This is a genomic window from Sphingobacterium sp. UBA7249 (assembly GCF_002472835.1).
Taxonomy (GTDB): domain Bacteria; phylum Bacteroidota; class Bacteroidia; order Sphingobacteriales; family Sphingobacteriaceae; genus Sphingobacterium; species Sphingobacterium prati.
Window position 1 is genome coordinate 1 of sequence record NZ_DKST01000031.1, and the last position, 17,296, is coordinate 17,296.

Consider the following 17,296-nt stretch of genomic DNA (forward strand, 5'->3'; position numbering starts at 1 on the left):
TATTTCAGGTCTTTTTTTTGATTTTTATATTAGTTTACGTGTTTTTAATTTGTTTTTACTGTGTTTGTTGCTGATAAAATTATATTTTATGTGATTTATTTATATATTATTGTGTTTTGTGTTATTTTATTCAATTATTTTGTTGTTTTTATACTTTTTTTGATAAAAAATATCATTTTATTTTGAAAAACAAATAATTTTTACTTCTTTTGAATATCAAAACGGAATAAAAGCGATTGTTTATTTGTGTTAATTGCTTTATATGTAGTTTTCTGTTGATATTTTGATATAGATAAAGATTTTCCCTTTCAAATACCCTAGATTATGCCTCGCGTTGTTCTCAGCAGCGCGAGTTTTTGTTTTTAGAGTAAGGTAAGGTAAGGTAAGGGGCAAAAATAAAAGCGGCTATCCAAAGGATAACCGCTTTTTTATCTGGTACCAAATAATAAGAAATTATTCAGCAACTACTTCGAAAGGAACTTGAACTTTAACTTCTTTGTGTAAGTTTAAGTTAGCAATGTATTCACCTACTTCTTTAGGCTCAACTTCGAATGTAATACGACGACGATCTACATCAAAACCTTTTGCTTTCAATGCATCAGCAATTTGGATGCTATTTACTTTACCAAAGATTTTACCAGATTCACCTGCTTTAGCACCGATTGAAAGTTTTACAGCTTCCAATTTACCTGCTAATTCAGTCGCGTCTTTTTTGATTTTATCTTGTTTGAACTGAGCTTGTTTGATGTTCTCAGCTAAAACTTTCTTTGCAGATTCAGTCGCTTGAATAGCAAATCCTTGAGGGATTAAGTAGTTACGACCGAAACCTGGTTTTACATTAACGATATCGTTTTGCTCACCTAAGCCTTTGATATCTTGTTTTAAAATTACTTCCATTTTCTATCGTCCTCCTTATTTAATTGCATCAGCTAAGTAAGGTAACAAACCGATGTGACGAGCACGTTTAACAGCTTGAGCTACTTTACGTTGAAATTTCAAAGATGTACCAGTTAAACGACGAGGTAAGATTTTACCTTGGTCATTTACAAATTTCATCAAGAAGTTAGCATCTTTATAATCGATATACTTGATACCATTCTTTTTGAAACGACAGTATTTTTTACGGTTGTCCTCTACTTTAGGAGCAGTTACGTATTGGATATTTTCGTTAGCCATTAGTTTGCGCCCTCCTCAGTTTTAGTTTCAGCTTTTTTGTTGAATGCACCGCTACGTTTTTTCTCATTGTAAGCTCTAGCATGTTTGTCTAAACTTACAGTCAAGAAACGCATAATGCGCTCATCACGTTTGTATTCAACCTCTAATTTGTAGATTAATTCACCTGGAGCCTTGAATTCAGTTAAGTGATAAAATCCAGTAGTTTTTTTCTGGATTGGATACGCTAATTTTTTCAAACCCCAATTGTCTTCAGCGACAATCTCGGCTCCGCCTTCTGCTAAGATGTTTTTGAATTTTGCGATTACTTCTTTCGCAGCATCTTCAGAAAGCAACGGGGTAAGAACGATTACAGATTCGTACTGTTGCATTTTGTTAATTAATTTTGTTATTTAAAATTCCACATTTGTGGAAGTGCAAAGGTAGGTATTATATTGTTATATTGCAACGCCTTAAAATAAAAAAGTTTAGATCTTTAAGGAGATCTAAACTTTTTTTGTGGCCACAAATTAACCTACTTAGTTTAATTTGCTCATTTCTTCTTTGATTGCTATTTGTGTTTTTTCGCTTACACTCACCAATGGTAGGCGTAAAATATCACCGCCGATGCCTAATCTTTTAAGGATGTATTTAACACCAGCAGGATTTCCTTCGACAAAACAAAGATCAGTTATCTGGAGTAAATCATTATGTATGGCTCTCGCTTCGTTATATTTTCCCTCCTTACATAATTTTGCCAGTGTCGCCACTCGTTTTGGAAATGCATTTCCGACTACAGAAATAATACCTGCAGCACCGAGCGCCATCATAGGCAAGGTAACGGGGTCATCACCAGAGATCAATAGAAAATCTACAGGTTTATCCCGTAAGATTTCACTGAATTGGGCAAAATTTCCGGAAGCCTCTTTTATCGCTACGATATTTGAAAAATCATTGGCCAGACGTAATGTCGTCTGTGCGGTCATGTTGCTGCCCGTACGGCCCGGCACATTATATAATATGATAGGTAAAGGAGAAACTTGCGCAATAGCCTTATAATGCTGGTAAATTCCTTCCTGAGTGGGTTTGTTGTAATAAGGCGATACGGATAAAATCGCACAGAAACCAGTCGGATCGAAAGCTTTGATCTGTTCTACAATCTCTGCGGTATTGTTGCCACCGATGCCAGCAACCAGAGGGAGCCTACCGTTCACGCGCTTGACAGTGAAATCCCAGATACGCTTTCGTTCTTCTTTAGTCAATGTGGCAACTTCTCCAGTTGTACCTAAAGAAACCAAATAATCCATACCCTCGTTAATTTGCAAGTCAATTAGTTGACCTAATGCCTCGAAATCAACAGATTCATCTGAGTTGAAAGGAGTGACCAATGCTACTCCTGCGCCGTGAAGCTCGTTCATCTTGTTTTTGTATTTATATATATTTAATTAAAAATCCTATTTGGAATGAATAAGGTCTAACAGATCTCTTTCATTGATCATTGGGATACCCAGTTTCTCCGCCTTAGCAAGTTTAGAAGGTCCCATTTTGTCTCCCGCAACGAGATAATTCAATTTTGCGGAAATGGAGGAAAGCATCTTTCCACCATTGCTCTCGATTAGCTCTGCGAGTTGCTCCCTGGAATAATCTGCAAATACACCTGAAATCAAGAAAGTTTTGCCACTGAGATTTTCACTGGCCAGAATAATTTCCCTTTCCTCAATTTCCAACTTTAAGCCATAATTTCTTAAACTAATGAGCTGTTGCTGGTGGATGGGGTTGTCCAAATATTCTCTAACGCTTTCAGCAATACGACGTCCGATATCTTGAACTCCCTCGATTTCTTCGGTAGAAGCTTGAGCAAGGGCATCTATATTTTTAAAGTGCTGTGCTAACTTCTTTGCGGTAGTTTCGCCAACATGACGTATGCCCAAAGAAAATAACACTTTCTCGAAAGGCTTTTCTTTTGATTTTTCAATGCCAGCAAGCATATTGTCTATGGACTTTTGCCCAAAGCGCTCTAGTTGCTGCAAGTCTTCTTGATGATCTTTTAGACCATAGATGTCCACAATATTGTGCAACAGTCCTTTTTTGAAGAAAGTTTCTACTGTTTCATCACCCATACCCTCAATATCCATCATTTTACGGCCAATAAAATGCTGCATTTTACCGACGATCTGTGGTGAACAGCCTGTTTCATTGGGGCAGTAATGAACGGCTTCGCCTTCTTCCCTAATGAGTGTTGTTCCACATTCCGGACAGCTATGCGGATAGATAAAGGCTACAGTATCGGGTAACCTTTTTTCGAGGTTTACGCCAATAATTTTAGGAATAATTTCGCCTCCTTTTTCTACATAGACGGTATCTCCCTGGTGTAGATCCAGACGTGCAATTTCATTGGCATTATGCAATGAGGCGCGTTTGACTGTGGTGCCGGCCAATAATACCGGTTGGAGATTTGCCACGGGGGTAACTGCTCCAGTACGACCGACTTGATAGCTAATGGTATTGAGTGTAGTCTCAACGCGTTCTGCTTTAAACTTGTAGGATATAGCCCATCTTGGGTTCTTTGCCGTAAAACCTAAATCTTCCTGTTGAGCATAATCATTTACTTTGATTACGATGCCGTCGATTTCGTATCCAAGATTGTGTCTTTCGGTATCCCAATAGTCAATGAATTCAAAAACATCTGCCAGTGAACCACACTTTTTTGTATGTTCACAGACATGGAAACCCCAGCGTTTCACATGTGCTAAACTGTTCCAATGATCGTGAAATAAATTTGTTCTATTGTCACAATATAGGAAGTATAGAAAGCAGTCCAAGGGTCTTTTGGCCACCTCTGCGGAATCCTGAAGTTTTATTGTGCCCGAAGCAAAATTGCGCGGGTTGGCATAAGTTTGTTCCGCATTCTCTTCACGCTCTTTATTCAGGCGAAGGAACGCAGATTTGTGCATAAATATCTCGCCCCGGATTTCAAACTGGCTAGGATAGTCGCCCTCTTTGAGTCTAATCGGAATGGAGCGAATCGTTTTGATATTATTTGTGACCACATCACCTTGAGTTCCATCCCCACGGGTAACTGCTTTTTTGAGCAGTCCATTTTCATAAGTTAGGCTAATGGAAAGACCGTCGAATTTTAATTCACACACATACTCAAACTGATCGCCAATGATCTTGCGGATTCGTTGATCAAAGTCAAATAGTTCATTTTGACTATAGGTATTGCCCAAGGAAAGCATGGGCCAACGGTGTTTCTCAGTTTTGAATTTGGAGGTAATGTCTCCTCCTACACGTTGTGTAGGTGAGTTAGGATCGGCAAACTCTGGATATTGACGTTCCAGTGCTTCGAGTTCCTTTAGCTTGAGATCGAAGTCATAATCTGAAATAAGACTATCTGCCAATACATAGTATTGATAGTTGTAATGATTGAGTTCTGCTGTTAAGTCTTTTATTTTTTTTTCAATATCCATCGTCAACATGTTGCAAAATTACAAATAAAAAGTACGTTTAAATAAAATTAATAAAGAATCTTCTTATGTAGAGTACCTTATTTTCAATATGCGTTTTTGTGCACTTTATACTTCGGGACTTAACGGCCTTATTTGAAATCCTTAGGGTTCAATTGCGAAAATTTATGTTTATTATTTGTGTAGAAATCAATAATGATGGAGTTGTCGTATTGTCCTTTCTGATTTTCTGTAGCCGTGTATTTCTTTCGTTTTCTAGCATTTTTAAAAATATTTAGGAAGAAATACTGATGCGCGCGACTGATCGCCCATGCATCTTTCGGCTTGCGATCAATTAGAAATTTCATCAGCGCAGCAAAATCGAACCAAAAGCGTAGAAAAATTATCCAAATGGCCCGTCCCAAAGGCAGATTCTTTTGTAGCATTACCAGATTATTCCTGAAATTCAGATAAGTCTTCTTAGGATTGCTAGCATTTAGCGTGCCTCCACCGACGTGATAAACAACCGATGTTGGACAATAACCTATCGCATAGCCCATCTTTTTCAAGCGCCAACATAGGTCGATCTCTTCCATATGGGCAAAGAAATCTTCGTCTAGACCATTTGCTTGTTTCCATGCTTTTTCCCGGATAAAAAGTGCTGCTCCGGAAGCCCAGAAAATCTCGGATTCCTGATTGTATTGACCATGATCTTCTTCTACTTCATGCAAAATTCTTCCTCTACAGAATGGGAAACCAAAATAGTCGATATAGCCACCAGCTGCGCCGGCATGTTCAAAGTTGTCTTTGTTATGATAGGAAAGGATCTTGGGTTGTGCAGCAGCGATAATCGGATTGCTTTCCATGTAACTAACGACGGGCTCTATCCAGTTTTGCGATACTTCTACATCGGAATTCAACAAAACGTAATAATCTGCATCCACGCGTTCCAAGACTTTGTTATAGCCACCAGCGAAACCATAATTCCTGTCGTTTTCAAGGATAGTAATGGTAGGGTAGTATTGTTTGACAAATAGTACAGAATCATCATCCGACGCATTGTCACCGATGACAAACTCAATATTTGGATAAGAACTGTTGTACACGGAAGGCAGGAATTTCTCCAGGAAGAAACGGCCATTCCAGTTTAATATAACAACAGCTACTTTTGGTAATTTACTCATTTTCTGCGTTTCCTTTTCCAGCGATTATGTGACCAAAGCCAATATTCGGGGTTTTTACGAATCATTTGTTCTGCAAATCTATTGTGCAAATCGGTTATTTCATGTTCGGCAAATTCCGAAGGGTCTTCTACCAACGTAAAAAACTGACAAGAATATTGCCCCCTTTTTTTCTTCCGTCCAATATGACAATATACGATAGGAGCTTTGCTTATTCTTGATAAGCGTTCGGCTCCGGTGTAAACCAGTGTTTCTTGATTCAACCAATTGATAAAATAATCAGAATCAGAATACAGCGGCGTTTGATCGGCTACCAGTATGCTAACATTAGGCTGTCCTTTCAATTTTACAATATGCCTGAGAATTTGTTTCATCGGAACCATTTCAGCCCCAAAGCGACTTCGCATCGTATTGTATACAGTGTCAATATCTTTGTTATTTAACGGCTTATAAACAATCAATGTCGGGAAATTAGTAATCAAACTCAAACGGTGAATTCCCAGTTCCCAGTTGGCATAATGAGAAGTGACACCAATGACATTTTTTCCAGCATCAAGATGACGCGTTAATTCTTCCTCATTATCCAAAGTCATCTTCTTTTTGACTTCGTTCGCTGTAATCGTCTTTAATTTGATGGATTCCACAAGTAGGTCTGGAAAAAAACGATAGAATTTCTTTGCGATTGCTAGTCGTTCTGCCTCGTTCTTTTCAGGAAAAGCATTCGCTAAATTTTGAAATACAATATTCTTTCTATATCCAATGATGTAATAAAGAATATAATACAGCCCATCGGAAATCAAATATAGAAACCAATAGGGGAGAAGAGAGATAATATAGATTAATGCGTTTAACGCTTTTTGTTTCATGCTATAGCTAAAATTCCCAGTAGTATTTTACAAATATCCTTAATTTAAGTTATTTTTGCGTCACTTATAACAAAAATCATCAGTTTTTATGGAATCGCAGTTATTACTTCCAGCATGTTATCTTCCGCCGATATCGTATTTTCATACCATACAGGAAAATAATCTCCCTGTTGTCATCGAAAAATATGAACATTTTCAAAAGCAGAGCTATCGTACACGAGCACGAATTGCTTCTGCAAACGGAGTACAGGATTTAATCGTTCCGATCCAACACGGCAACAAGGATCGGGTTCCAATGAAGGATATCCGGATAAGTTACGAATTTGACTGGCAACGCTTGCATTGGTTAAGTATTCAGACAGCCTACAGAAGCTCTGCGTATTTTGAATATTACGAAGATGATTTTAGTCGCTTTTATCATGAAAAGTTTGATTATCTGCTTGACTTTAATGTCGCGCAGTTGGAACTTATATTAAAATCCATTAAGCTAAAAAGAACACTTTCTTTTACAGAGGGATATGCTGTAAGTGGTTCTTCTTTAATTGATTATAGGGAGGCGATACATCCGAAAAAGGAAAGTGTATTGCTGGCTCCGAAAGAATATTATCAGGTTTTTTTGGATAAAAACGGTTTTTATCCGGATTTGAGCATCATCGACTTATTATTTAATCAAGGTCCGCAATCCAAAAGCTATCTTTAGAATATTTTAAATTCCTTGAACATTATGCGTTTAATATTGTTCTTATTCAGTATTAAACGCTTATAAATGAAAAGATTTTTTCTTGCTGTCATTCTTCTTTCTCTGTTTAGCATTAACACGTATGCTCAAGGTGGGGTAGACACGATACATTATCGGAAAGTTTACTATTGGGGGACAACTGGAATGGGGTTCCCGATAGGTAAAACCAAAGATATATTATCTCCCAAATTTTCGGGTAGTATTGGCTTGGATATTTCCCTTAAAAATTCCATGTTTTTTGTATCCCCGACCCTGTATACATTGTCATTCAAATACAAACAGCGTCTGCCTGATCCGAATTTTGCCTATCGCATTGAAGATGCGAATACGAATTTCTATACATTGGCATTTTCGGGTGGTTTGCGAAAACAGATGCGGCGATTAAATGTCTACGGTTTCATTGGTCCGGGAGTAGGATTAACCAGTGAACCGCGTGCCACTGTTATGATCGATGAGAAAGTAGTTAAAATGGAAAATAAAAATCATTTTAACCTCTCAAGTAAACTCGGTGCAGGAGCGGACTATAAATTCAATGGCTTTTTCCTTGGCTTGGAGTTAGGTTACCTGCACAATTTTAGAAAGATACAGGATACACCAGTCAATATTTTTACGGTGATGATTGGACTAAAATCAGATATCACACAGATTGGTGATAAAGTGATTGATGTAATTGGTATAGATGGATCTATTAGCGGGAAAAAGGATAAAAGACCATAGTCTTATTTTAATACTTGGATCGTGTCTCCTATATGTGCTTCTGCGTCCGGGCCCATTTTCTTTACTTTTTCAGTTTGTTCAATCGCGACAGCAAACGCAGATGGAACGATACCTGACCCAAATTTAATGGCATAAAATTTAGTGAACTCTGCGCCAAAGTAAAGTATTGCAGCTGAATAATAGATCCATAGCAACATCACGATAATAGATCCCGCAGCTCCGTAAAAACTAGCTGTAGCAGAAAGACTAAGGTAAAGCGATATGCCGTAGCGCCCCAACATAAAAAGGAGGCCGGTGAAAATAGCACCACCTAGTATATCACGCAATTTTACCTTGGCATCAGGTAAAAACGAAAAGATAAATCCGAAAAGAATAACGATAATGGAAAATGTGATACCTGTATTTACCCAAGATATCAGGGCAATTGGTATGATGGGGAAATAGGTCATGACTAAATTGGTTACTGCGACGATAACTCCATTTATCATTAACGAAGCAATTAACAAAAAGCCTAAAGCAAGAATGATGGAAAAGGAAATTAGTCTATTGATGATCAATTTTAACCATCCTTTCTTAGGTTTGGGCTTGACTCTCCAGATGTTGTTGATGGAATCTTGGATATCGACAAACAAAGTCGTCGAGGAAAGAACCAGTGTGACGATACCGATTGTAATACCCATGTTGGATTTATTTTCAAAAGTAATTTTCTGAAGATAAGATTGAATTTGGGTGGTCACATCTTGCCCAAAAAGGACCATGACTTCTCCGAGCACCTCATCCTGGGCAGAGGAACCGCTTTGAAGGTGTTCACCATAAAAGAAACCGATACACCAAATGACAATCATAAGCAACGGGCCTATCGAGAAGATCGTGTAATAGGCCAGGGATGCACTTTTCTTCATGCATTTGTCGTCATTGAAACCATTGAAGGCGTCAATCATGACTTGCCAAATATTTTTCCAGTATGCGAATGTAAATAGATCCTTTAGTGTTACGTGCTTCATAATAAGATTATCCGCTCCAATAATCGTGCAAATTGTTACTCCTGATGCTGATCGATATACAATCTGTCGATGGCAACTTCATTCTCTTTTAAAATGATTTTTCGTTTTAAACTTAATTTGGGCGTCAATTGACCTTCACTAATCGTCCATTCTTTTGGAAGAAGAATAAATTTCTTGATAACTTCCCAATGGCCAAAGTTAGCTGATAAGCGATTTATTTCCTCCTGATATTTTTGAATGACTTCGGAGTTTTGAATGATTTCTTCGTTTGAATTCACTGATATTCCTTTCTGAATAGCCCATTTCGAAAGGACATCAAAGGCAGGTACAATTAATGCGCTCGGAAACTTGCGATTTTCACCGATTACCATCACCTGACCAATCAAAGTAGATTCCATCAATTTATTTTCAATGGACTGTGGCGCTATGTATTTTCCGCCAGCAGTTTTAAACATCTCTTTTTTTCGATCTGTGATCTTTAAGAAACCATCCGAAGTAATTTCTCCAATGTCACCAGTTTTAAAAAAACCATCCCCATCAAAAGCATCTCTAGTCGCTTCCTCGTTTTTGTAATATCCCGTTGTGATACTTGGTCCCTTTACAAGGATCTCACCATCTGACGCAATTTTTACGTCAAGGTTTTTAAGGGGTTTTCCGACTGTGCCAAACTTCAGTCCATTTGGTAAATAAGAGTTTACGGCGATCACTGGGGATGTTTCGGTCAAACCGTAACCTTCAAGCACTTTCAGGTCAGCAGCCCAAAAAATACGCGCCAGGCGCTCTTGAAGAGCTGCTCCACCAGAAACGATAATTTTAATATTCCCCCCTAATGCCTCTTGCCATTTGGAAAAGATCAGTTTGCGAGCGATACCCAGCTTAAAGTTATAGAATACACCGTTTTTTTCGGGCTCCTGGAATTTTAACCCTAAATCTACTGCCCAGAAGAATAGCCTCTTTTTAATCCCAGTTAGCGCTTTACCTTTTTCAATAATCTTGTCATAAACCTTTTCAAGTACACGTGGTACCGTGGTAAAGACATCTGGTTTTACATCATTGATATCTGCAACCACATTGTCTAAGTTTTCTGAAAAGTAAATTTTGATACCTTTTGAATAGTACATGTACACGACCATACGTTCAAAAATATGGCATAGTGGAAGAAAACTAAGTGCAGTCTTGAAATCCTCCCGTATCAAATAATTACAGGCCGTGACATTGCTATAGACATTTTTATGCGATAAGTAAACGCCTTTAGGACGACCAGTGGTACCGGAGGTATAAATCAAGGTCAAAAGATCTTCTTCATTGACATTATCGCGATGGGATGATAGATCGGTCGTGTCTTCTGTTGCGCTAGCAATTAAGTCGGCCAATGTAATGTGGTGTTCAATCCGGTCGAAGGTATACACACGCGGTTGTATGCCATGTTCCCTAATCGCTTGCTCGATCCGGTCCGTCAATTCCTTGCTGCTTACAAATAATACTTTGACGTCCGAATCGTTGACAATGAATGACAGATCTTGAGCGGATAAGGTCGGATAGAGCGGGACAGTTGCAAGTCCTATTTGGTTGCAGGCAAAATCAACCAAATTCCATTCTGGTCTGTTACCGGACATTATCCCCACACGATCGCCCTTCTTAAGATCCAGTTTGAGGAGTGCCCTACTCAAGGTGTCGATTGCCTCTGTATACTCTTTGGTGGAGTAAGTTTTCCAGTTGCCACTAGAATCTCTCCCGGCCACCATAATGTCCTTTGCGTATTTTTCTTTATATAAGGTTATAAAGTCAAAAATTCTGCCCATATCACTTGAGTTTATTGGTTACCACTATTGACTTAAATATAAAAAAAATATCAGAATAAAGTTGGAGATATTGGGATTAATGTCATAACAAATTAAACATTGTGTCGTTATAGCTGTAATTATTACTTTTGATAATATAAAAGGAGAATATAACGCATACAATTTTTATGAAGAAAATATTTTTGGCTGTCGGTGGAATGCTGATGTTTGGTGCGCTATCCAATAAAGCTGTAGCTCAGTTGGATAATAGAGGTGCTATTGGTGGGCGGTTTGGTTCTGCTCAAGGAATTACTTATCGTCATACCCTTAATTCGAATCATGCCTTGGAAGGTATAATGAGTATTCAAAGCAATTCCGATTTCCGTCGATTTCGTGTCGTTGGATTGTATGAGATTTACAAACCTTTAACAGCGGGTTTAAATTGGTACTATGGCTTTGGTGGAAGTATCGGGTCTTATAAAGAAAAAGATAAAATTATAGATGGTCAACGTCATTCATTTGATTCGCATCTTAATTTAAGTATAGATGGTATTTTGGGAATTGAATATAATATCCCGCAGGCCCCATTTCAGATTTCATTGGATGTAAAACCCTATTTTGACTTTTTGAATGAGTCGAGCATCAAAATATTCGATCCGATAGGATTTTCGGTAAGATATAAATTCTAAATTGCAGAAAGAGCAGAACTATAGTTCTGCTCTTTCTGTTTAAGCGATAAATATGATCATATTTACTGTGCAATAGTCTGTATTTATTCAATTTATGCCATCCAAATTTTTCCCAACAGTTCCTGTAAGAATGTTTGATCCTTCAGTTGGCGGATCTCATAGATTTTTTTATTATTTCTTCTAATTTGGACTGGTATTTCCCGGATGAGCCCATCTCTTGCGACGAGGAAATTCAACATGTCTCCTTCAGCAGCATGTTGCGTGACGAAATCGATCTCTTTGTCCTTTAAGTCGAGTCTGATGTTGTTGATCGCAATTAGCTCATCTCTGACATTTAGGCCAGCATCATATGCGCCAGTTCCTTTTTCAACAGTTGCAACGCTGATTAAGCCATCTGTTTTGTTGGTCGTGAAGCCCAAGGTTAATGTATCATTATCTTTGTTGGTGTCCACAATTTCGTATCCCACCAAATTAAAATAAGCGTTGTAATCGAGTTCGCCATCCTCGTGAGCAGCTTGGAATATATCCTGCAGCGAAGTGTCTGCGATACGTTCCGCAAGACTCTGGAACTCGTTTTCTTCAAATCCACGATCGAGTTTTAGGAAAAACTCTTCGTAAGCCGCACGGATGATATCATCCAATTTTATCTTGCCATCTGTGGCCGCTATTATCTTGATATCCAATAAGGCTGTAAGCATTGCCCCTTTGTTATAATAGGAAATGGATGAATTAATGGCATTTTCATCGGGTCTATAATATTTAATCCAGGTATCAAAGCTAGCGGCCGCCGCAGACTGTATCTCATGTCCTGGGCGATTTAGCACAATATTGAAATCATTTGCCAACAATGCAAGGTATTCCTTCTCGTCGTAGAATCCACATCGTTTAATGATTAAATTGTCATAATAAGAGGTGAAACCCTCCATGATCCATAAACCAGTGGTATAGTTTTCGGTATCATAGTCAAATGGCCCCAATGCTTTGGGACGCAATCGCTTTACATTCCATAAATGGAAATATTCATGGGCGACGAGGCTAAGATATGTTTTGTAGCTGTTTTCATTTCGATAAGCGTTTCTTGCTGCTCCTAGGACAGTGGAATTGAGATGTTCAAGACCGCCACCACCGGATTGATAATTGTGGGTGATGATGACATAACGTTTGTTGGGATTTGATCCCCAAATACGGGTTTCTTCTTCCACAATACGTGTAATGTCCTTTGTAAGACGCTCTTTATCGTACGATCCCCCGCCTACCATGGCACACTCGTGTTCTACTCCGGCAGCTTGAAACTTCCAGCTATCATGGTTTCCTACCTCAATCGGGCTATCGTATAAAACATCGAAATTTGGTGCATGAAACGTATGTTGTGTCAGTTGTTCCAGTCCAGTTGATATATTTTTCCATGCCTCTTTTGGTACGATAGTGATACTGGAAGGAATGTTGATATAATCATCCATATAGAGGAAGGTCGCTGTTGGAACAATGAATGCATGGTCACTGTCAAAAAAGTTTGTACGAACCGAGACCTCAAAACCATATACAGCATAGCAAATATCTATTTGGTCCAATGCGTCTGTTGTAACGCGCCAGGTGTTTTTTGAAATTTTGCGGAAAGTAATCGGGATTCCATTGGTGTCGACAGGTTTAAATCGCTCTACATGTTTTGCATATTCGCGAATTAGATAGGAGCCTGGCGACCAAACTGGCATCTTTAGATCAACATAGGGTTGATTTAGTTTTTTAATGCTCATTTTTACGTTGATGTAATGAGCTTGTACTTCTGGAAATGATACCTCAAAGTTTATTGTGGGTATATTTAAATGGTCACTATCCATGAAAGATGATTTTAGTATGCGCTTACAAAATTAAAAGTATCTTATGCTTAAATCAAACAAAAAATGTATTGTTGGTTCTTTAATAGTTCATTAAATCCTCCTATCTTGATTGAATAAAAAAAAATCATTGGATTGTAAGATATTACATAAGGAATCCAAGATACGTATTTTCTTTAAGAATCGCCGTTTCAGTTTGGACGTAATTTTTGTATATTTGATACACTAGTTTATAAGGGAAAATAATCAGGAATTTGTATGATCTTAGTTGTTGATAGTGGCTCGTCAAAGTCAGATTGGAAATTGGAATTGCCAGATAGTGCACCTATTTCCTTCAGTACAAATGGACTTAATCCTTTTTTCGTTAATGAAAAAGAAATCACGCGGGTTATTAAAGAAATACCAGAAATAATACCCTATGCAGACGAGGTTACAGAGCTTTATTTTTTTGGAGCGGGTTGTATTACCCCTGATCGCCGTGAAATGGTTTCAAACGCATTGACTCCTTTATTTGAAAATGCCTATATCGCTGTTGAGAATGATCTTTTCGGCTGTGCTTTAGCAACCTGTGGTAATAAAAAAGGCTATGTAGCTACATTGGGGACAGGATCAGATCTGAGCTTTTTCGATGGGGAGGAGCTAATGACTTCGCATAATGGTAATGGGTATGTTTTGGGTGACGAAGGTTCCGGTGCTTACTTTGGTAAAAAACTGCTGCGTTTATTTCTATACGGGCGGATGCCTAAAGATTTGAATGAGAAGTTTGCTGTCAAATACCGTATAAATAAGGAGATAGTTATAAAAAACGTTTATCAGAAAGAACGGCCAAACGCTTTTTTAGCATCTTTTGCGCCATTTATGTCTGATAATATTACCCATCCATTTATCATTGACCTGGTAAAAGGTGGTTTTGAAGAGTTTGTTCAGGCGTCTATTTTGACTTACGCTGATTACAATCAGTACGAGTGCCACTTTGTTGGTTCAATTGCCTACAGTTTCGATCTATTATTACGTGAAGTGTGCGAAACGCATCAGATTAAGGTGGGAACAATCTTAAAATCACCGATTAACGAATTGTTCAATGCAGTATTGGAAAGAGAGAGTAACTCATTGTTGAGTCTTTAAATATAGATAAATATGATTATAGCGACTATTATGGTGTATATGTCAATGCTATTTGGCAATCCCGAAATTTATAATTTCACCTTTAAGACATTGGATGGACAGGAAGTGAAAATGTCTGATTTCAAAGGTAAAAAGATACTGATTGTGAATACAGCTTCTAAATGCGGTTTTACGAAACAGTATAAGGACTTGGAAGAGTTACATAAGACTTTCGGTGATAAATTGGTCATCATTGGTTTTCCGGCAAATAATTTTGGACAACAGGAGCCGGGGTCGAATACCGAGATTCAGGAGTTCTGTGAGCAGAATTATGGTGTGGATTTTTTAATGGCAGAAAAAATTGACGTCAAGGGGGACGAGATTTCGCCTTTATTTAAATATCTGACTACACAAGATAATCCGGATTTTACCGGTGATATCAAATGGAACTTTGAAAAGTTTTTGATAGATGAAGATGGCAAATTGGCCCATCGTTTTCGCTCAGCAACCAATCCATTGGATCCAGCAATTGTAAACTGGGTTGAGAAGAAAAAATAAATCAAGAGCTAAGCAATTTTATACCCCCAAAAAATTAGAGACTTTTTGGGGGTATTTTTATATCTCATGTGCCAGGCGTTCGAGAATAATCATATAAGGCCCGGATACAGTCTTTGAGCAGCGGGTTAAAATCCTCATTATCTGGGATATTACAGCCATTGGTGATCACTACGAATCCATATTTTTTTGCTGGATTGAAAAACATGGCACTGTATAAACCATATGCTGACCCTGTATGCCCTGTTAATGTGACACCGGGAATAATCTTGCTGTTGTTCATGATCGCAAGACCATAGCCTGATTCTTGGTTAACAGCTGTTTGCATGATCTTTGCATACTTTTTATCTATTATTTTTTTTGTGCCACGCTTGCCATAGTTCATATGCATGAGCATATATTTGGCTAGGTCAAGCGCTGATATTTTCATCCCCCCAGTGGGCGAGAGTATAGGGGTGCTAGACCCCAAATGATAAGTAGCAAGTTCATCGCGCCTTGGAGTATAAGCGTTTGCTTCTTCCATAAAATTACCGTTTTCGTCGAAAGAATACAGGGGAACTAATTTCGAATGATCTAGCGAGTCCACACAATAGCCTCCATAAAGATGTAATGGTTGTAGGATGTTTTTGAAAATATAGTTGTCAAAACGCATGTGCGTCAATTTTTCTAGGACTGCTCCTGCCATATTAAAATTTAGATTACAATATTGATATTGACTGCCCGGTGTATAACTATTGTATGAGTTTTTCCAGTTCGGATTTTTGGACGGATTGATCACATCAAGATTAAAATAACCGTTTTTATCATTAATGCTTGAAGTATGGGAAAGTATCATCCGCAGGGTAATTTTTATTTCAGGATAGTTTGGGTTTCTAACCGGAAAACCAATCAGGTCGCCAAAATCATCGTCTAAAGAACAGCTGCCTTGCTTTAAGAGCTGCATAAATGAGGTGGCGGTAAACGACTTCGATATAGAAGCGATCCGGAAAACATCGTTGTCCTGCAACGGGGTTTTGTCTTTTATGTTTTTGTACCCATAGTTCTTATGAAAGTCAATCTGGTTATTTTTGACAAGTACAACACTCAATCCTACCGCTTGATAGCGTTGCATAATTGCTTGTAATCGTTGATCAATTGCTGAAGACTGCTGTCCGAACAATAGTACGGGAAGCAATAGCGTTAATTGCAGAAGGGAAATGATGATCTTTTTCATTGACTGAATCTAGATAAGGTAGTTCGGTTAAGTTATTATGCTTTATTAAATTTAAGGTATTCTTTTTGAATACATTGTATAAATTCTCCGAGAGCACTGTTCTTGCTTTTTATATTGGAAACCAGAACGACTTCAGTTTTGCTATCTATATCGTCCAGTTTCATAATCTTTAATTTCAGATGAGGGTATTGTTTTATCGTAGATGCCGGGACAACAGCCAGTCCTAATCCCTGTGATACCAGTTCGAGTATGGAAGACATTGAGTTACTCTGGTGCACAATCTTGGGCTCAAATCCCATGCGGTTACAGGTATTGATGGTCAAGCGATGGTATTCAGAAGCATATTTTTGATTGAAGGAAATGAAATTTTCGTTAAAAAAATTGATATCCTTAAAGTCTACTGCTGTGGATCCAGCAATGACCATGGGGTCTTCAAACAGGGGAGTGATAAGGAGTTCGCTCGCGTATATCGGTGCGCGCATAATTCCGAGATCTAATTTCCCGTTTTCTAAAGCGGCTTTTTGTTTTTGTGTGGATGTTTCAAACAAACTAACCCTAAGATAGGGGAACTTTTGCTGAATCTGTTTTAATACCGTCGCCAACATTTGTTTGGGGGTAGAACTGATGTAGCCTAATTTAAATTCTCCTGAAATATTATTATGAATCTGTTTGGTGATCGTTTTGCTGTGTTCCAAATTTTGGAGTATTTCGACGACCTCTTCCAGAAAATATTTGCCGGCTTCAGTAAGTTCCACTCTTTTGTTCGTTCGAAAGAAAAGAATGACACCTAGCTCATCTTCAAGGTCTTTAATTTGTCTACTTAAGGGGGGTTGGGACATAAATAAACGCTCGGCGGCCCTTCCGAAGTGAAGCTCTTCGGCTACTGTTTTGAAATATATAAGATGTCGGATTTCCATTAATACTTTTTTGGTATGAATCGATGACAAAATAAATATTTTTAATGAATTCGAGTTAATCCTACCTTTAAATAATTAAAAATTTATATATAATATC

17 protein-coding genes are annotated in these 17,296 nt (G+C 38.1%); 5 read left to right on the forward strand and 12 right to left on the reverse strand.

Features of this window, described 5'->3' with window-relative positions; all coding sequences use genetic code 11:
- Nucleotides 1–453: 453 nt before the first annotated feature.
- The 7 genes from rplI to B4A24_RS23400 form a co-directional block, all read right to left on the reverse strand.
- Nucleotides 454–897, reverse strand: a complete 444-nt coding sequence (rplI, locus tag B4A24_RS23370; protein ID WP_172395828.1) for a 50S ribosomal protein L9 — start codon at nt 895–897, stop codon at nt 454–456.
- A gap of 15 nt (nt 898–912) precedes the next feature.
- Entirely contained in the window at nt 913–1,176 is a 264-nt protein-coding gene (gene rpsR / locus B4A24_RS23375) for a 30S ribosomal protein S18 (protein WP_028071347.1), read from the reverse strand.
- Nucleotides 1,176–1,544: a 30S ribosomal protein S6 gene (gene rpsF / locus B4A24_RS23380; RefSeq protein ID WP_293947340.1), complete on the reverse strand. Its 369-nt coding sequence runs from the start codon at nt 1,542–1,544 to the stop codon at nt 1,176–1,178. The genes rpsR and rpsF overlap by 1 nt, the downstream gene beginning before the upstream one ends.
- Before the next feature lie 147 nt (nt 1,545–1,691).
- Entirely contained in the window at nt 1,692–2,570 is an 879-nt protein-coding gene (dapA, locus tag B4A24_RS23385; RefSeq protein ID WP_293947341.1) for a 4-hydroxy-tetrahydrodipicolinate synthase, read from the reverse strand.
- 36 nt (nt 2,571–2,606) lie between these two features.
- Nucleotides 2,607–4,631, reverse strand: coding sequence for an NAD-dependent DNA ligase LigA (gene ligA, locus B4A24_RS23390; RefSeq protein ID WP_293947342.1), 2,025 nt, complete (start codon nt 4,629–4,631; stop codon nt 2,607–2,609).
- 119 nt (nt 4,632–4,750) lie between these two features.
- Nucleotides 4,751–5,782: a glycosyltransferase family 2 protein gene (locus B4A24_RS23395; RefSeq protein ID WP_293947343.1), complete on the reverse strand. Its 1,032-nt coding sequence runs from the start codon at nt 5,780–5,782 to the stop codon at nt 4,751–4,753.
- Complete coding sequence (locus B4A24_RS23400; protein ID WP_293947344.1) at nt 5,779–6,645, reverse strand: lysophospholipid acyltransferase family protein; 867 nt, start codon at nt 6,643–6,645, stop codon at nt 5,779–5,781. The genes B4A24_RS23395 and B4A24_RS23400 overlap by 4 nt, the downstream gene beginning before the upstream one ends.
- A gap of 88 nt (nt 6,646–6,733) precedes the next feature.
- Between B4A24_RS23400 and B4A24_RS23405 the strand changes: the two genes are divergently transcribed.
- The gene (locus B4A24_RS23405; protein WP_293947345.1) at nt 6,734–7,345 is read left to right on the forward strand and encodes a WbqC family protein; all 612 of its coding nucleotides are present in this window, start codon (nt 6,734–6,736) and stop codon (nt 7,343–7,345) included.
- Nucleotides 7,346–7,411: 66 nt separating this feature from the next.
- Nucleotides 7,412–8,101 carry a hypothetical protein gene (locus B4A24_RS23410; protein WP_288812411.1) on the forward strand — a complete coding sequence of 230 codons (690 nt, stop codon included), beginning with the start codon at nt 7,412–7,414 and terminating at the stop codon, nt 8,099–8,101.
- Nucleotides 8,102–8,103: 2 nt separating this feature from the next.
- Here B4A24_RS23410 and B4A24_RS23415 read toward each other — a convergent pair whose 3' ends face one another.
- On the reverse strand, nt 8,104–9,105 hold the full coding sequence (locus tag B4A24_RS23415) for a YihY/virulence factor BrkB family protein (protein ID WP_293947346.1): 1,002 nt from the start codon (nt 9,103–9,105) through the stop codon (nt 8,104–8,106).
- A gap of 35 nt (nt 9,106–9,140) precedes the next feature.
- Complete coding sequence (locus B4A24_RS23420) at nt 9,141–10,907, reverse strand: AMP-dependent synthetase/ligase (RefSeq protein WP_293947347.1); 1,767 nt, start codon at nt 10,905–10,907, stop codon at nt 9,141–9,143.
- A 167-nt stretch (nt 10,908–11,074) separates the two neighbouring features.
- Here B4A24_RS23420 and B4A24_RS23425 point away from each other — a divergent pair, with 167 nt between their 5' ends.
- Nucleotides 11,075–11,575 carry a hypothetical protein gene (locus tag B4A24_RS23425; protein ID WP_293947348.1) on the forward strand — a complete coding sequence of 167 codons (501 nt, stop codon included), beginning with the start codon at nt 11,075–11,077 and terminating at the stop codon, nt 11,573–11,575.
- A 92-nt stretch (nt 11,576–11,667) separates the two neighbouring features.
- On the opposite strand, the gene B4A24_RS23430 is transcribed toward B4A24_RS23425, so the two are convergent.
- A complete protein-coding gene (locus B4A24_RS23430) occupies nt 11,668–13,413 on the reverse strand; it encodes a M61 family metallopeptidase (RefSeq protein WP_293947349.1) in 1,746 nt (581 codons plus the stop codon).
- A gap of 255 nt (nt 13,414–13,668) precedes the next feature.
- On the opposite strand from B4A24_RS23430, the gene B4A24_RS23435 reads away from it, so the two are divergent.
- Together B4A24_RS23435 and B4A24_RS23440 are read left to right on the forward strand one after the other, a co-directional pair.
- Entirely contained in the window at nt 13,669–14,535 is an 867-nt protein-coding gene (locus B4A24_RS23435; RefSeq protein WP_293947350.1) for an N-acetylglucosamine kinase, read from the forward strand.
- 12 nt (nt 14,536–14,547) lie between these two features.
- Nucleotides 14,548–15,072, forward strand: coding sequence for a glutathione peroxidase (locus B4A24_RS23440; RefSeq protein WP_172395848.1), 525 nt, complete (start codon nt 14,548–14,550; stop codon nt 15,070–15,072).
- Between the two features lie 64 nt (nt 15,073–15,136).
- On the opposite strand, the gene B4A24_RS23445 is transcribed toward B4A24_RS23440, so the two are convergent.
- Both B4A24_RS23445 and B4A24_RS23450 read right to left on the reverse strand, forming a co-directional pair.
- A complete protein-coding gene (locus B4A24_RS23445; RefSeq protein WP_293947351.1) occupies nt 15,137–16,282 on the reverse strand; it encodes a serine hydrolase domain-containing protein in 1,146 nt (381 codons plus the stop codon).
- 35 nt (nt 16,283–16,317) lie between these two features.
- Nucleotides 16,318–17,199 carry a LysR family transcriptional regulator gene (locus B4A24_RS23450; protein WP_293947352.1) on the reverse strand — a complete coding sequence of 294 codons (882 nt, stop codon included), beginning with the start codon at nt 17,197–17,199 and terminating at the stop codon, nt 16,318–16,320.
- Nucleotides 17,200–17,296: the final 97 nt, after the last annotated feature.

What these genes read in the sequence shown, in the direction of transcription:
- rplI (WP_172395828.1), bottom strand. Translation starts at nt 897, where the DNA reads ATGGAAGTAATTTTAAAACAAGATATCAAAGGCTTAGGTGAGCAAAAC.
- rpsR (WP_028071347.1), bottom strand. Translation starts at nt 1,176, where the DNA reads ATGGCTAACGAAAATATCCAATACGTAACTGCTCCTAAAGTAGAGGAC.
- rpsF (WP_293947340.1), bottom strand. Translation starts at nt 1,544, where the DNA reads ATGCAACAGTACGAATCTGTAATCGTTCTTACCCCGTTGCTTTCTGAA.
- dapA (WP_293947341.1), bottom strand. Translation starts at nt 2,570, where the DNA reads ATGAACGAGCTTCACGGCGCAGGAGTAGCATTGGTCACTCCTTTCAAC.
- ligA (WP_293947342.1), bottom strand. Translation starts at nt 4,631, where the DNA reads ATGTTGACGATGGATATTGAAAAAAAAATAAAAGACTTAACAGCAGAA.
- B4A24_RS23395 (WP_293947343.1), bottom strand. Translation starts at nt 5,782, where the DNA reads ATGAGTAAATTACCAAAAGTAGCTGTTGTTATATTAAACTGGAATGGC.
- B4A24_RS23400 (WP_293947344.1), bottom strand. Translation starts at nt 6,645, where the DNA reads ATGAAACAAAAAGCGTTAAACGCATTAATCTATATTATCTCTCTTCTC.
- B4A24_RS23405 (WP_293947345.1), top strand. Translation starts at nt 6,734, where the DNA reads ATGGAATCGCAGTTATTACTTCCAGCATGTTATCTTCCGCCGATATCG.
- B4A24_RS23410 (WP_288812411.1), top strand. Translation starts at nt 7,412, where the DNA reads ATGAAAAGATTTTTTCTTGCTGTCATTCTTCTTTCTCTGTTTAGCATT.
- B4A24_RS23415 (WP_293947346.1), bottom strand. Translation starts at nt 9,105, where the DNA reads ATGAAGCACGTAACACTAAAGGATCTATTTACATTCGCATACTGGAAA.
- B4A24_RS23420 (WP_293947347.1), bottom strand. Translation starts at nt 10,907, where the DNA reads ATGGGCAGAATTTTTGACTTTATAACCTTATATAAAGAAAAATACGCA.
- B4A24_RS23425 (WP_293947348.1), top strand. Translation starts at nt 11,075, where the DNA reads ATGAAGAAAATATTTTTGGCTGTCGGTGGAATGCTGATGTTTGGTGCG.
- B4A24_RS23430 (WP_293947349.1), bottom strand. Translation starts at nt 13,413, where the DNA reads ATGGATAGTGACCATTTAAATATACCCACAATAAACTTTGAGGTATCA.
- B4A24_RS23435 (WP_293947350.1), top strand. Translation starts at nt 13,669, where the DNA reads ATGATCTTAGTTGTTGATAGTGGCTCGTCAAAGTCAGATTGGAAATTG.
- B4A24_RS23440 (WP_172395848.1), top strand. Translation starts at nt 14,548, where the DNA reads ATGATTATAGCGACTATTATGGTGTATATGTCAATGCTATTTGGCAAT.
- B4A24_RS23445 (WP_293947351.1), bottom strand. Translation starts at nt 16,282, where the DNA reads ATGAAAAAGATCATCATTTCCCTTCTGCAATTAACGCTATTGCTTCCC.
- B4A24_RS23450 (WP_293947352.1), bottom strand. Translation starts at nt 17,199, where the DNA reads ATGGAAATCCGACATCTTATATATTTCAAAACAGTAGCCGAAGAGCTT.